At 56.9% G+C, this 14,809-nt stretch carries 13 protein-coding genes and 1 pseudogene; 9 read left to right on the top strand and 5 right to left on the bottom strand.

Annotated features, from left to right (window positions below; translation table 11 throughout):
- The first annotated feature begins 51 nt into the window (after positions 1 to 51).
- From JZX87_RS19720 to JZX87_RS19750, 8 genes and pseudogenes are all read left to right on the top strand, one after another.
- The gene (locus JZX87_RS19720; RefSeq protein WP_206827454.1) at positions 52 to 1,557 is read left to right on the top strand and encodes a sugar ABC transporter ATP-binding protein; all 1,506 of its coding nucleotides are present in this window, start codon (positions 52 to 54) and stop codon (positions 1,555 to 1,557) included.
- Positions 1,558 to 1,637: 80 nt separating this feature from the next.
- The gene (locus JZX87_RS19725) at positions 1,638 to 2,564 is read left to right on the top strand and encodes an ABC transporter permease (RefSeq protein ID WP_286194944.1); all 927 of its coding nucleotides are present in this window, start codon (positions 1,638 to 1,640) and stop codon (positions 2,562 to 2,564) included.
- On the top strand, positions 2,564 to 3,538 hold the full coding sequence (locus tag JZX87_RS19730; RefSeq protein WP_206827457.1) for an ABC transporter permease: 975 nt from the start codon (positions 2,564 to 2,566) through the stop codon (positions 3,536 to 3,538). The genes JZX87_RS19725 and JZX87_RS19730 overlap by 1 nt, the downstream gene beginning before the upstream one ends.
- 11 nt (positions 3,539 to 3,549) lie before the next feature.
- A pseudogene (locus JZX87_RS31390) lies at positions 3,550 to 4,044 on the top strand (hydantoinase/oxoprolinase N-terminal domain-containing protein); the annotation flags it as partial.
- 102 nt (positions 4,045 to 4,146) lie between these two features.
- Positions 4,147 to 5,610: a hydantoinase/oxoprolinase family protein gene (locus JZX87_RS19735; RefSeq protein ID WP_286194954.1), complete on the top strand. Its 1,464-nt coding sequence runs from the start codon at positions 4,147 to 4,149 to the stop codon at positions 5,608 to 5,610.
- Between the two features lie 15 nt (positions 5,611 to 5,625).
- Positions 5,626 to 7,395, top strand: coding sequence for a hydantoinase B/oxoprolinase family protein (locus JZX87_RS19740; protein WP_206827461.1), 1,770 nt, complete (start codon positions 5,626 to 5,628; stop codon positions 7,393 to 7,395).
- 395 nt (positions 7,396 to 7,790) lie between these two features.
- Positions 7,791 to 8,627 carry an oxidoreductase gene (locus JZX87_RS19745; RefSeq protein WP_112651795.1) on the top strand — a complete coding sequence of 279 codons (837 nt, stop codon included), beginning with the start codon at positions 7,791 to 7,793 and terminating at the stop codon, positions 8,625 to 8,627.
- 55 nt (positions 8,628 to 8,682) lie between these two features.
- On the top strand, positions 8,683 to 9,582 hold the full coding sequence (locus tag JZX87_RS19750) for an AraC family transcriptional regulator (RefSeq protein ID WP_206827463.1): 900 nt from the start codon (positions 8,683 to 8,685) through the stop codon (positions 9,580 to 9,582).
- On the opposite strand, the gene JZX87_RS19755 is transcribed toward JZX87_RS19750, so the two are convergent.
- Complete coding sequence (locus tag JZX87_RS19755; protein ID WP_206827465.1) at positions 9,552 to 10,481, bottom strand: LysR family transcriptional regulator; 930 nt, start codon at positions 10,479 to 10,481, stop codon at positions 9,552 to 9,554. The two genes, JZX87_RS19750 and JZX87_RS19755, sit on opposite strands and share 31 nt — an antisense overlap.
- A 108-nt stretch (positions 10,482 to 10,589) precedes the next feature.
- Between JZX87_RS19755 and JZX87_RS19760 the strand changes: the two genes are divergently transcribed.
- The gene (locus JZX87_RS19760; RefSeq protein ID WP_206827467.1) at positions 10,590 to 11,327 is read left to right on the top strand and encodes an alpha/beta hydrolase; all 738 of its coding nucleotides are present in this window, start codon (positions 10,590 to 10,592) and stop codon (positions 11,325 to 11,327) included.
- Between the two features lie 124 nt (positions 11,328 to 11,451).
- Here the strand turns inward: JZX87_RS19760 and JZX87_RS19765 are convergent, their stop codons facing one another.
- From JZX87_RS19765 to JZX87_RS19780, 4 genes are all read right to left on the bottom strand, one after another.
- A complete protein-coding gene (locus JZX87_RS19765) occupies positions 11,452 to 11,766 on the bottom strand; it encodes a putative quinol monooxygenase (protein WP_206827469.1) in 315 nt (104 codons plus the stop codon).
- Positions 11,767 to 11,932: 166 nt separating this feature from the next.
- A complete protein-coding gene (locus JZX87_RS19770) occupies positions 11,933 to 12,832 on the bottom strand; it encodes an AraC family transcriptional regulator (RefSeq protein ID WP_206827471.1) in 900 nt (299 codons plus the stop codon).
- Between the two features lie 423 nt (positions 12,833 to 13,255).
- Positions 13,256 to 13,852, bottom strand: a complete 597-nt coding sequence (locus JZX87_RS19775) for an NADPH-dependent F420 reductase (RefSeq protein ID WP_206827473.1) — start codon at positions 13,850 to 13,852, stop codon at positions 13,256 to 13,258.
- Between the two features lie 27 nt (positions 13,853 to 13,879).
- Positions 13,880 to 14,776 (bottom strand): pirin family protein, encoded by an 897-nt coding sequence (locus JZX87_RS19780; protein WP_206827475.1) that lies wholly within the window; start codon positions 14,774 to 14,776, stop codon positions 13,880 to 13,882.
- Between the last annotated feature and the right edge of the window lie 33 nt (positions 14,777 to 14,809).

The raw sequence follows: 14,809 nt of genomic DNA on the forward strand, positions 1-14,809 counted from the left end.
AGCTCCCGTGGGCGGACTAGCCGCCTACGGTTCTAAACTTTGGAGAAGCAGATGTTGTTAGGTCAGAATCTCGGAAAGCGGTTCGGGGGCGCTGTTGCGCTTGAAGCCGTCGATTTCGAACTGCGGAGCGGCGAAGTCCACGCGCTGCTCGGTGAAAATGGAGCGGGAAAGTCGACGCTCATCAACCTCTTGGTCGGCACATTCCCCCCGACAACAGGCTCGATTGAGCTGCAGGGAAAGAGCCATGCTTCGATGTCTCCGAGCATGGCGAACGAGCTCGGCGTGGCGGCCGTGTTTCAGGAATTCAGCCTGCCCCCTGATCTGACAGTGCTCGAGAGCCTGTTCCTGGGACGTGAGAAGCGCCGGGGATTCCTACTGGATCGCCGAGGCATGAGAGGCGAAGCAGAGCAGTTGTTACAGCGACTCTCCTTCGATATCGATCTCGACCAACAGGTCTTAAGCCTTACGCGCGCTCAGAAGCAGATGGTGGAGATAGCAAAGGCCCTAAGGACCAGTCCCCGTGTCCTGATATTGGACGAACCGACGGCATCTCTTACTGACGGTGAAGCGGGAAAGTTGTTTGACGCCATCGCCCAGCTCAAGATGGGCGGCGTCGGAATCATCTACGTCTCGCACCGCATGTCCGAAATCCGCAACCTGTCTGATCGGGTTACCGTTCTACGCGGCGGTCGCAGGATCGGCACAGTCAATACAGCGGACGTGTCGGACCAAGAACTGATCGAGATGATGGTAGGCCGCCCTATGGAGCAGTTGTTCCCGGTGATCAATTACGCTCCCGGATCAGTCGCCGTTCAGGTAAGTGACTTATCTACCGCTGATGGCACGGTCAGACACGCCTCCTTCACCGCTAGAGCGGGCGAGGTGGTCGGTCTAGCTGGGCTGGTGGGCTGTGGGCGAAGCGAGCTCTGCCGCGCTATGTTCGGTCTCACTTCTATAACAGGAGGCTCGATCGAAGTTCTTGGGAAGGAGATAGGCCAGCAGCATCCCTCTTCAATCCTCGACCTAGGCCTTTGCTATTTTCCACCAGACAGGGGAGCGGAGGGGCTGGCACTCTCGCGGCCAGTTCGGGAGAACGTGACAATGAGCTCCCTTGACCTCACCTCCTTGAAGGCAGGCCCTTTTCTAGACATCCTGCGCGAGCGACGCGTCGTTAGACGACCTTTGCAGGAATTGAAGCTTAGGCCACTTTTGCCGGAAAGCCCGGTGTCGACGTTTTCCGGCGGCAACCAGCAAAAGGCAATGCTCGCTCGCGGGCTGATCAAAGAATACGAGGTCTACGTATTCGATGAGCCGACAGTCGGCATCGACGTCGGAGCCAAATCCGATGTGTATCAACTTATCAAGAGGCTGGTCGAACGAGGGGCGTGCGTGATCCTATCGACGTCCGAACTCCCTGAACTCATCAACCTGTCTTCCAGGATTTACGTGATGCACCAGAGCTCGGTCGTTGCGGAGCTTCGCGGAGAAGGAATGACCGAGGCTACCGTGCTTTCCCACTATTTTGGGAACTCGGCAGAGGAAAGGAAACTCCAGTGACAAGCATAGCTGTTTCGGGAATGCCGAATGGGCGCGGTAGGAGCAAGCGCGACAGGTTCATCGCCCAGGGAGGAATTGTCATGACGTTCCTCGTTGTCGCGGCAGTAGGGACATACTTGTTGGAGCCGAGGTTCATCAACCGCCTCAATATCCTCAACCTTCTTAGAAACTTCTCGTTTCTCCTGCTTCCGGCACTCGCCCAGATGGTCGTGATGACCACCGGGGGATTCGATCTTTCGGTGGGTGCGATGGTCGCAATTTCCTCGGTTCTGACCGCCACCGTAATGCTGTACCTGTCGTCATTCGCTTCAGACATGCCGGTAGCGGTATCATTGACCGCTTTGGCAGCATGCCTTCTCGCTGGTGGTCTGGTGGGCTTGGTGAACGGCGTCCTTATCGCGGTGTGGAAGCTGTCACCTTTTATGGTGACACTTGCCACGGCTTCCATGATTACAGGGACGACGCTCTACTACACCCAGGGCATACCGATTTATGGTGTCCTGCAGCAGTTCTCCGACGGCGTTGGACGGGGCCAAATCGGAGGAATACCCGTCGTTGTCGTAATCACACTCGCCGTAACGGTCTGCCTTGTCGTTATGCAGCGTCAGACAGCCTTCGGTCGGCATCTTTACGCGGTGGGTAGCGATTTTCGCTCGGCACGGCTTTCCGGAGTCGGCACGATACGCACCACAATCGCTGCCTATATGATTTCCAGCACCCTGGCGGCGATAACCGGATACCTTATGACGGCGCGCCTTGGCTCGGGGCAGGGCACGATCGGTGCCACGCTTGCTCTCGAGACGATCGCCGCCGCGGTTATAGGAGGTGTGTCCCTGCGCGGCGGTGTCGGGCGGGCCGAACTGGTGGCGGTCGCGGCGCTCTTTCTCGCAGTCACAAACAACGCCATGAATCTCCTCAAGATCGACAGTCGTTTCCAAACGCTGATGCTGGGCGTGATCCTGATCGCCGCGCTGTGGATCGAACGATCCCTCATGAGGAAGAAGTGATGACAGAATTGGCTCTCCCTGAAAACCGTCCCTTCGACATGGCCAAGGTCCGGACATGGGCGCTGCCGGTGGCAGTAATAGCTGTGTTCGTCGGCTTCTCGATCGTCGAGCCCCGCGTGTTCTCGCAAGCGAACATTTTCAATATAGTCACACAAACAAGCTACCTAGCCATATTCGCAATGGCGCAAACGGTCGTGATCGTAACTCGAGGATTCGATCTATCGCTCGGCTCCGCAGTGTCGCTCGTCAGTGTCCTCTCTGCGATGGTAATGGTCGCGGCAGGTGAGCCCACCTTAGCCATAACCGCCGGCATATTGACCGGCCTTGTTGTGACTGCGGTTATAGGCATGGCAAACGGTGTGCTGATTGCAGGAATCGGAATAAACCCGCTCGTGACGACACTCGGGGTCGCTAACATAGTTTTATCCCTCGCCTCAACAGTAAGCGGAGGCTTTCCGGTCAGCGGTTTCACTCTACAGTTCAGTCAGTTGTTTGCTCAAAGCTCGTTACTAGGGCTACCCGTTCCCGTGGTCGTCACGGCTGTGGTTTTCGCGGCATTGTCCGTATTGATGAATTGGACCTCGTTCGGACGCAGCCTCTATATAATTGGGGCCAACCCCAAAGCCGCCATGGTCGCCGGAATCAGGAGCGGTCCCATCGTTGCGGCGGCCTACTGCCTGTGCGGAACGCTCACCGGGCTGGGCGCTTTGATGCTGACAGCGCGAACTGGCTCGGGCGAACCGAACCTGGGAGGCAACCTCACCCTGGAATCCATCGCGGCCGCCGTAGTCGGAGGCGTGAAGCTTTCCGGCGGCGAGGGCGGCGTTACCGCCGCAGTCCTTGGCGCGCTGTTTGTCACCGTGCTGTCGAACGGAATGAACCTTACCCAGGTGGACGGCTATCTCCAGCAAATCTGCCTCGGCGCTATCATCATCATTGCCCTAGTCACCAGCCGTGGCCGCAGCAGACATTAATAGAGGAAGCTATGGGATATCAGGTTTGTATCGATATTGGCGGGACCTTCACCGATTGCCTTGTGTCAGATAACAATGGCGAGATCTCGATTTTCAAGTCGCCCACCACGCCAGGCGAGTTCGAGAAAGGGTTTATCAATGTCCTGAACGTGGCCGCCGAAGGTTATGGCCTCGCGCCTGACGCCTTCCTTAAAGATATCGACCTTATCGTCCACGGGTCCACCGTTTCGACCAACGCTCTGGTCGAGAAGAAGACGGTGAAGGTAGGGTTGATCCTGACAGCCGGACACCAGGACATCCTCGTGCTGCGCGAAGGCCCGCGAAAAGGAGCCTTCCAGTGGAAACTGAATTATCCTGAGCCTTACGTACCGCGGCATTTGACAAGGACAGTTACCGAGAGGATCGATGCCCGGGGTCGCGTCCTCACAAGCCTGCTCGAAGACGACGTTTTGCGCGCCGCTTCCGATTTCAAGGCATCCGCCGTCGAGGCGGTCGCCGTGGGGCTCCTTTGGTCCGTGGTCAACAGCCAGCACGAGCTGAAGATCCGGGAAATCCTTGAGCGTGAACTGCCGGGAGTTCCTGTAACCCTGAGCCATGAGATCAATCCGATGCCGCGGGAATACAAACGCGTGATCGCGGCGGCCATCGACGCCTCGATCAATCCCATCGTTCGCACCTATATCGAGCGGCTCAAGATGGCACTAGACGAGGCGCAGTTCGCGGGGGAGTTGCTTCTGGCGAACTGCGTGGGCGGGATGATGCCGGTGCCAGAGATGATCCGGAAGCCTATCTATAGCGTCATGTCCGGGCCGACACTCGCACCGATGGCGGCGCTGGCTTTATCATCCGAGCCCGACATAATCGTCGGCGACATGGGCGGTACGACGTTTGACGTTTCAGCTCTGCGAAGCCACCAGATCATCGTCACGCCAGATTCCATGATCCACGACGACTCTCTGGGCATTCCTAAAGTGGACGTAAGGTCCGTCGGCGCTGGAGGTGGTTCTATCGCTTCGGTTGATGATGGAGGGATGCTTCATGTCGGCCCTCATAGCGCAGGCGCTCGACCGGGCCCTGCCTGCTATCAGCACGGAGGCATGAAACCCACGGTGACGGATGCGAACGTCGTCCTCGGTATCATCGATCCCGACTACTTCCTCGGCGGAAGGATGAAACTAAGCAAGGAGCTGGCGGAGCAAGCACTGGCGGAAATCGCCGCGCCTCTAGGTCTGTCGATCGAGGAAGCGGCATTCGCGATCTATACCACAAGCAATCACAACATGGTCGCCGCGATCGAAGAGATCACGGTGCGTGAGGGAATCAACCCACGTGATAGCTTCTTCGTCTGCGGTGGCGGCGCAACGGCGATACACATTGCAGACATGGCCGATATCCTCGGCCTCAAAAGATATATGATACCAAGATTCATGGCGGGATTGAGCGCGTTTGGCGGACTCATATCTGATATCCGGAGAGAGGATACCGCCGTCCTACTTACTTCCAGCGCGACGTTTGACGCTGAAGGTGTCGCTGACGCTCTCGGAGGGCTCCTCAAAGCAGGCCGTCAATTCCTTGCCGAAGCAGGGGTGTCGCCGGAGAACCAGCGCTTCGAATTCGCCTTCCTTGGAAGATACGAGTACCAGTCATTCGAAATCGAGGTGCCATTTGCTCCAAAAGACGGCGCGGTAACGCCAAGCCAGCTTCAACGTCTTGTGGAGGATTTCCATCGGATGCACGAGCGCATCTATTCGATTAGGTCGGATGGTGACGTGGTCGAGTTCACCGGATGGAAACTCAGGTCCATCGGCAAGCGCGACGGCCAGGATATCTGGCTTAATCACAAAGTGCCTCGTCAGATCGAAACCGTCACGGCCGCAGGTTCCCGAGCCGTTTACAGTCATTCGCTCGGTTGCCGCGAAGAGATTCCGGTATTCAAGCTCTCGTCTCTCGGTTGCGGGGCCGCGGTTGATGGCCCCTGCGTCATCGACGCGGACACATTCACCGCCTTCCTCAAGAGGAGCCATCGCGCAACGATCGACGACTACGGGAATGTCGTCGTAACGGTCGAATGACCGCAGGAGAACCACATGAATACTGTCGCGAAGTTCGAAGCCGAGCACATGAACCGTCGGGTGGACCCATTCATAATGTCGGTTCTCAAGAGCCGTTTCGAAGCGATCGTGCGCGAGATGACACTCGTGGTGATGCGCGCCAGCCGCTCGGCCGTGATCAAAAATGCCCGCGATTTCAGCTGCGCCATTCTCACCTACGACCATCGCCTGGTTTCCGTCGAGGACGCGCTGCCGATCCATGTGATGTCCATGGATATGGCGACACGACCGATCACCCGATTCTTTGACGACATCAAGCCGGGCGACATCTTCTTCAATAACTGCCCTTTCACGGGCGGCACCCATCACGCCGACCTTATAGTGGCAATGCCTGTCTTCTATGGCGGCGAGCCGCTCTTCTGGATGATCGCTCTCTCGCATCACGCGGACACCGGAGCGCCTGTGCCCTCTACATATCTGCCTTTCGCCAAGAGCATATTCGAAGAGGGCATTCATTTTCCGTGTGTGCGTGTGGCAGAGAATTACGTCGAGAAGGCCGATATCCTTCGGATCGGCAGCATGAGAAATAGAGTGCCGGAACTTTGGCTGGGCGATGTCCGTGCGCAGATCGGCGCTTGCCGCACGGGTGAAAAGCGGATTGCGGAACTGGTTGGTAAGTATGGCAGGGACGTCGTGACGGACTTTGTTGAAGACTGGTTTGATTATGGTGCTCGCTGCGCGAAGGCTGCGATCGCAAAACTTCCGGGCGGCAGCTACACTTATGAAACCCGGCACGATCCAGTACCTGGAGTGGCGGAAGATGGAATTCCAGTCAGGATCACGGTGACGGTCGATCCCCAAGCCGGAGAAATCGTCGTGGACGCCCGCGATAATATCGACAACGTGCCTGGCGGCCTCAATCTGTCGGAGAACACAGCAACAGGGTCCTGCCGTATCGGAGTTTTCAACAATCTTGATGAGTCTGTTCCTCACAATGAAGGAGCAAAGTCACAGATCAAGGTGCTCCTGAGGGAAGGGAGCGTGGTTGGCAAGCCTGCGCCGCAGGTAGGTACATCGGTTGCAACCACCAACGTCAATGACCGCCTTATGATGGCGGGAAACTGTGTATTCTCCGAGATGGGTGCACCGTATGGCCAAGCGGAAGGCGGGTCCCATCTTCCGGCAGGCATCGGTGTCATCTCGGGTCGCGACCCCTTCAAAGGCGGCCGGTCTTACGTGAACCAGATATTCGTCGGCTACGCCGGCGGTGGAGCGCGCAGCGAGTACGATGGCTGGCTCACCTATTGCGGCCCTGCCAACGCGGGTCTGATCCAGTTAGACTCGGTCGAGGTGGACGAGTCGATGTATCCAATCATTATCGAGAGCCGAGGTGTTGTTGCAGACAGCCAAGGATACGGCCAATTCGAAGGCGCTCCTGCAGTTGGTGGCGTCTTTTATCCACTGGAGCACGACATGACGATCGTCTATGCCGCGGATGGAACGACGTTTCCCCCTAAGGGCGTGCTAGGTGGTCGAAATGGGGGAGCAAGCTCAAGTTGGAAGATTACTTCCGCGGGCCATACCGCCGACCTACCTGCCTTCGCGGAAGTGGTGATCGAAAACGGGGCAAAGATCGCCTTCAGAGCTTGCGGCGGGGGCGGCTACGGTAGTCCGCTTGATCGCGATCGGGTGAGGGTTTTAGAATCCGTAAACCGTGGATGGCTATCACCTGAGAAAGCCAAAGAGGTATATGGAGTAGGGGTACGATTGACGTCGCAGCCCGGCCTGTTTGAGCTGATAACTTAGTGGCAATCTCGTTGCTTTCACGGACCACGGTATCCACCGTGAGACGAAGAACTAACTCCGATACCGACGGAACCGTAGAAGTCGGCTGCGAACATGCCTGGTCGGCAGCCTGCTTTCATGACGGTTTCGGGAAGCCATTGGAAATACCCATGTTCCACCCTAAGAACCGCCAGCGAGCACCATGTCGTCGCGCTAAGGCAGCGTGATCCGCCTACAATCTGCAAGGCGAGTCAGGCCAGATGGCGGGCATTTCGGTAGGTGGTGTCTCTACATTTCAAATCATTCTGGAGAAACAGGCAACCTTTGTGGAGACTTAATCTACCGGTCGCATTCGGTCAGTCGCTAGTTTTCTCTCGTGTCCAAAGCGCAATCGGCGCAAGCGAGAGGAATGCAAAATGTCGAAGGTTTGGTTTATCACTGGTGCAGCCCGCGGTATCGGCAAGGAAGTAGCACTTGCCGCTTTGGCGGCCGGAGATAAGGTTGTCATCACTGGCCGAAATGTCGAGCAATTGGCGAAGACCTACGACGGTTGCGGTGATAATGTTCTGGCGCTTCAACTCGATGTATCGAATGAAGAGCAGGCGGCAACGGCCGTCAGTGCAGCAATCGCTTATTTCGGCCGCATCGATGTACTCCTAAACAATGCCGGTTTCGGCCAACTCGGACTATTCGAGGAAATAGGCTCCGCCGCAATCGTCAACCAGTTCAACACCAACGTGTTCGGACTCTTCAACGTGACCCGCGCGGTGCTGCCGGTCATGCGCAAACAGCGCAGCGGCCACATCCTCAACGTATCATCGATTGGCGGGTCCGTCGGGTTTGCGGGTTCTACAGTCTACTGCGCCACGAAATATGCCGTCGAAGGGTTCTCTGAATCGCTCGCGCTTGAGGTTGCCGACTTCGGCATCAATGTCTCGATCGTGGCGCCTGGCTTCGTCCGTACGGACTTTCTCGACAGTTCATCGGTTCGTTACGGTGACAAGACGATCGATGACTATGCCGAAGTCTCCGCCAATATCCGCGCCACCTACGACAGCTACAGCCACAAACAAGCTGGCGATCCCACGAAACTGGCCAGCGCGATCGTGACGCTTGCCAACCAGAACGAGCCGCCGGTGCGCCTGCTCACGGGGTCGGACGCTGTCGCCATGGCAAGGGAGAAGATCGGCAAGGTCGATCAGGAAATCGCTCGTTGGCAGGACCTCTCCGCGTCGACGGATATCGTTGAATAAGGATGGTCACGAAGAGACCGGCGGCTCCTGCCGGTCTCTCCTGAGGTTTGAACTGATGACGAACAATCAGAAGATCGCAGCGCTGATCGAACAGAATACCGGGACGGATGGCGTCTTTTCGACCATCCTGCCCGGTGTTTTCCTGCTGCGCGCCTCACATCCGACGGCCCCTATACACACCATCTATGAGCCGAGTTTTTGTTTCGTTGCTCAGGGCCGTAAGAAGGTGTCCGCCGGGTCCTTGGATTTAACCTACCAACAGGGGGCGGCACTCGCAGTTTCCATCGGTCTGCCTGTGCGTGGGCAAGTGTTGGAGGCTTCCACTCTGGAGCCATTTCTGTGTTTGCGCATTGAGTTGAGGCAGGAAACCTTCACTGGACTTCACCGCAATAACGCAAGCCGATCTGATGCTTCCGGTCTTAACCCTGGCATGGGTATCGTTACGCCCTCGATTTCTCTGGAAGACGCTCTTGTCCGAACACTGCAGCTTCTCGCAGAACCGCAAGACGCTAGGGTGCTCTGGCCCCTGTTGGAAAAGGAACTCAGCTATCATCTGCTGTCGGAATGCTCGAGCCCTGTCCTCAGCCAACTTTCGCTGCCCGCACGCCGGTTTCAGCACATTACACGGGCTGTAAGCTACCTGCGCCGACATTTCCGCAGAAGCGATACGCCGAGAGACCTCGACAGTTGGGTCGGCGTTCGGACCGTGACCCTCAACCGCGACTTCAAACGTGTGACAGGCATGAGCGTTCTTGGCTATGTGCGCACCCTACGTCTCCAGGAGTCTCGGCGACTGCTGATGTTGGGTATTCAGGATCCATGCGAGCTCGCAAAGAGCACGGGTTACGCCGACGCATCTACCTTTCTACAGGACTACAGCGCCGCGTTCCATTCGACGCCCGTTACAGATGCCGAGCATTGGCGTCACACCTCCAGACCCGCCGGAGAAGAGTGATCGGACTTGCTGTCCTTCATGTAGTCGATCCACGCTCTGAAGGCCGGCGAGACCTGCTGGCGGCTTGGGTAGAACAGGCTAAACCCGGGCAGGGGGCGAACCCAATCTGGCAGCACTTTTACCAAGGTCCCTGCCGCAAGGTCACCAGCGACCTGAGACTCAAACAAAAAGGCGAGACCGAGGCCGTCCAGAGCCGCTGCACGGATCGCTTCCCCGCTGTCCAGCACAAGCGGCCCGTCTCCTCGAAACTCAAATCGGGTATCGTTCTTTTCAAGGGGCCATCGGAAGATTCTGCCAGAGGTCGCAAACCGGTAGTTTACGCATCGGTGGGATTGCAAGTCAGCTGGCGTTGACGGCAGGCTCTTGAAGCTCGCCAGATATCCCGGGCTCCCAACAATAGCGGCTGGTGACGTTGAAGACAAACCAACCGCTACCATGTCTTTTTCGACCAGCGAACCAAAGCGAATACCGCCGTCAAAACTTGCCGAGATGACATCAGTCAGGCCGTCGTTGACGGAGACCTCCATGCTGACGTGCGGATACCTGGCGAAAAACCCGGATAGCTTCGGGCGTATGAGCATGTCATAGGCGACCTGCACGGTCGTCAGCCGGATTGTCCCGGCTACGTGAGAACGCATATCCTGCAGACCTTGGAGTTCGGCCTCGATTCCGCGCAATGCCGGTTGCAGGGTCGCAAGAAGCCTTGTGCCGGCCTCCGTGGGCGAGACATTCCGGGTTGTCCTCGCGAGAAGCGCCACTCCGAGGCGCTGCTCAAGCTGCGTAATCGCATAGCTTAAAGCGGCCTGAGATATGCCGAGGTCTGCAGCCGCTTTGGTAAAACTCTGGCGGCGGGCTACGACTTCGAACACGGCCAGATCCCGTAGGACTGTTCTATCCATTTATAAGCTGCCTCTATAACGCTATTCGAATTACCTGCTCTAATCCAACCAAAGCTATTTCGCTACCTTCGTCTCAGTGCTGAAATCAACGAAGGACAGGAGTATCATATGATCAGGGAAATCTTAGCTGCGGCCACCATAATTGCTCAGATGAGCCAGCCCGCGCTTGCCGACGCCCGCAATGTCGTGCTGGTTCACGGTGCCACGATGGATGGCTCAACGTGGCACGACGTGTACGAGCTGCTAAGCAAGGACGGTCTGAAAGTGAGTATCGTCCAGCTTCCGCATACCAGCCTCGCTGACGATGTGGACGCAACGCGCCTTATTCTTAAGCAGCAAACCGGACCAACCGTGCTGGTTGGGCACAGTTACGCAGGCGGGGTAATTACGGAAGCGGGCAACAGTAATAATGTCGGCGCTTTGGTATACGTTGCGGCATTCCAGCCTGAGCAAGGCGAGACCATTAACGATCTTGCCTCAAGATATCCGATGAAGTTCCACGTCAAGATGTTGGACGATAAGAGTTTCGTTCCGGATCCGCAGTATTATCATGAGGACATCGGAGCAGATTTGCCGAAAGCGACGACCGATTTTCTGTCCGCCTCGTCAAAACCTATGACGTTCGAGCCTTACAGTGTTCGCTTCCACAACACCCCATGGAAGGACAAGCCGACATTTGGCATCATAACCACTGAAGATCACACCCTGTCCCCGGACCTGTTGCGCTGGATGTACTCCCGCTCCAACACAAAGGCGGTTGAGATAAAGGCTAGCCATATGGTCCAAATGTCTCAGCCCAAGCGGGTAGCGGACGTGATCATGGAAGCGGTGAGAGCAGTAGAATAACAGGAAAGAGCAGGCGGGCCGGAAAGCCGCCTGTTCTACCTTTAATGTTCACGCCTCAACACCGTGGCTTGCGAGGATCAGAATCGCACCAAGGAGGATCGACGCAGCTATCATTGCGCGTCGTTCATCTCGGCGCATAAGCTTGCTCCGTGGTCATTGCCAGATAATGGAGATCAAGCACGCCGTGGATCATGGTGGGGACGGCATCCACGAACTGTCTCATGTGAGGCGTTTCGAAATGTGCGTCCAGATCCTGCTTGCTGCGCCAGTTCTCGTAGACGCACCAGACGTCAGGCTCGTCGAGCGAACGATGGACATCATAATTGATGCAGCCTGGCTCGCTACGGCTTGGCTCGGCCAGCCGATTGAGCCACTCGCCGAGCACATCGGCGCTTCCCTGTTTTGCTCGCATGAAAGCAATGTTCGTAAGTTTTGTCATGGTTCTCTCCTCATCGTTTTTGAGAGGCAGCCAAATGGCTGTCCATGAGACAACCATGCACGACCTCGGCACGATGGCGGTAGAAAGCTTCTCTGCGTGGCTTGCACTATTCTACAGGTTCCATAAATGGAAAAGCCACCCAAAGACGGCTCAGAAGTTAGAAAACCTATTGCCAACTCGTGGCGGGCATCGCCTTCATTTTCTCCACATCCTTCTTCGGCGGAAGGCCAAACATCCGGGCATATTCGCGCGAAAACTGGGAGGGGCTTTCATATCCAACCGAGAAACCAGCGGATGCGGCATCCAGCGCCTGAGCGATCATCAGTCGCCGTGCCTCCTGCAGTCGGACCTGCTTCTGATATTGAAGGGGGCTCATCGCCGTGACCGTTTTGAAATGCTGATGGAACGACGAAACGCTCATATGGACCTGAGCGGCAACTTCCTCAATCTTCAAAGCCCGATCGTACTGGGTCTTGATGATCGCGATGGCCTTGTTGATCTGACTAAGCTTACTCTCGGCCATTGCGATCTGACGGAGACGGTCGCCCTGCTCGCCAAGGAGCAGCCTGTAAAGAATCTCGCGCTCTGCAAGCGGCGCCAGAACGGCCCGGTCGCTTTCACGTCCGCTTTCCAGCAGCTCTGCAAGCCTGACGACCGCGTCAAGAAGTTGCGCTGGCACGTCACTGACCGCGATCCCGCGCTGTGGCTCCTCGTTTCGAAGCCCACCGGGCACGGCCGCGGTGATGACGTCTGCAATGGCGGCAGGTTCAAGATCGAGCCGCAAGCAGAGGTACGGGATTTCAGGCGAAGCCTCAAGAATTTGACCGGCGATAGGAAGATCGACACTGACGATGAGAAATTTCATTGGCTCATATAGATAAGCCTGATCGGCCAGCGTGGTTTGCTTGCGGCCTTGCGCGACGAAACAAACCGCCGGCTTGTGCAAGATTGGAACCGCCTCTGTCGGCGTGACTGAACGTAAAATATGGACCCGCGGAACATCTGTCTCAGTGACACCGTCGTTTCGGCAGTTGTCGGCCAGAATGCGCGCGAGACGTTCGATCATCTATGTTCCTAAAATCGTTTGATAATGTCACACAAAAATAGCCGCGAAGTTCGCGGCTATCAATCTATTTCATCCTAAATTGATTTCCCAGGATGAGCGCCGATTACCGGCTGTTCTGCGAGCTGGGGAACTCTTAGCCCGACGCGGCACTTCCGTTCCCAATCGCGGATCCCCGACGAGCAGGCCCAGGCGCGAAACGCCGAGATCTGCCAGATGCTCGTCGGGGAGGCGGTCAAGCTCCTTCTTCATCCTTTTCATGCGGCAGGACCGGACTATATTGGCAAAGAATTCCATCTCTTTCTCCTCTCGTGTCGTTTGATGGTTGAGTAATCCCACAAGCTTTGAGAGAGGCGGTATCACGATGCCATAAGGGAATTGCACGATCCTACGAACCTGAACGGCTGTCCCGTCTCAGCAGCGGATTCAGTCCCTCAGTAGGTTGAGCGCGACCAGTGCCTGCCCGAAATGTTGAAGTGAACCGGAGGCTTTGAAACTGCCAAGGTCGGACGGCGCAAAGCCCAAACGAGCGATCAGATCTGCTACCTTCTTACTGGCCTCTGGAAAGTTTCCCGACAGAAAGAGAACGCGCTTTCCGCTCGCTTTCACCGGATCGGCAGCCAGTACAGCGGCCGGGAGGGTGTTGAACGCTTTCACGAGCTGAGCGCCAGGGAAGAGATCGGAGACGATTTCCGAAGACAGCCGGCCACCAAGTTCACGTGGTTTGAAAGCAGGAAAGTCGATAGCGTTCGTCGCGTCCACGATGGTGTGGCCATCCCAGACCGCTTTTTTGCCAGCAACTTCCGGTACCGCATCATAAGGCACGGCCAGGATAAGAACGTCGGATTGAAGAGCCTGATCGAGTTCGACGGCCTTCACCGTGCTGCCGAACTTGTCGGTGACAGGCTGAAGCGAGCCCGGACCGCGTGTGTTGGCGATAACGGCGTCAACGCCTGCAGCATGGAAGCGTTCAGCAAGTGCAGAGCCGATCGCACCAGAACCGATGATTGCATAGGTAGTCATTGTATTTCTCCTTGATTAGATGGGGTTTCAGTTGAAGTTGTCGGGGAGGGGAATGAACTCGTCGTCGCCCGGCACGCCGGGGAATTGTCGTTCGCGCCACTGGTCGGCAGCATGGCGAATGCGCTCCTGATCCGTGGCCACGAAATTCCAGCGGATGAACCGCTTTTCAGGAAGCGGCTCGCCTCCGAATGCGAGAAACCGGGCTGGCTCGTTCGCCTTCACCACGATCTCCGCGCCGGGCTTGAACACGATAAGACGATCCGGGCCGTAGGTTCCGTCCTGCCCGATGATCTCGATCGTACCGCTGACGACGAAGATCGCTCGCTCGATATGCTCACCGTCGATCCTGTAGCGTGCTCCAGCCTGAAGCTGGATTTCTGCAGAAAAGAGGTCAGAGAAGGTGCTGGCAGGTGAGCGCCGTCCGTGCAGCGTGCCGGCGAGAAGCTTCATATCGATGCCCTCACCATTGATCGTCGGCAGTTCATGGGCGCCGAGGTGCTGAAAGAGTGGTGCAGTCTCTTCCGATTGTTTGGGAAGAGCGATCCAGCTCTGCAGGCCCGTGAGTTTTCCCCCGTCCTTGCGAATATGGTCCGGCGTCCTCTCCGAGTGGACAATGCCGGAACCGGCGACCATCAGATTGACTTCCCCGGGGCTGATCGACTGCACGTAGCTTTCGCTGTCACGATGCAGCAGCTCACCTTCCAGAAGGTAAGTGAGTGTTGAAAGGCCGATATGTGGGTGAGGGCGGGTATCAATTCCCTCACCAGCACCGAACCGCACGGGTCCGAAACTGTCGAGGAATATGAATGGCCCGACCATTTGGCGCATGGCCGCAGGCAGCGCCCGGCGAACGGAGAAGCCTCCGAGATCACGGGTCGAGGGCAGGATAACCTGCTCGATGTCAGCGTTAGACAAATAGGACATTGTCAGCTCCGGCGGTTGAATTCGATGCAATGA

It is taken from the genome of Agrobacterium sp. Ap1, assembly GCF_017313375.1.
GTDB lineage: Bacteria > Pseudomonadota > Alphaproteobacteria > Rhizobiales > Rhizobiaceae > Neorhizobium > Neorhizobium cellulosilyticum.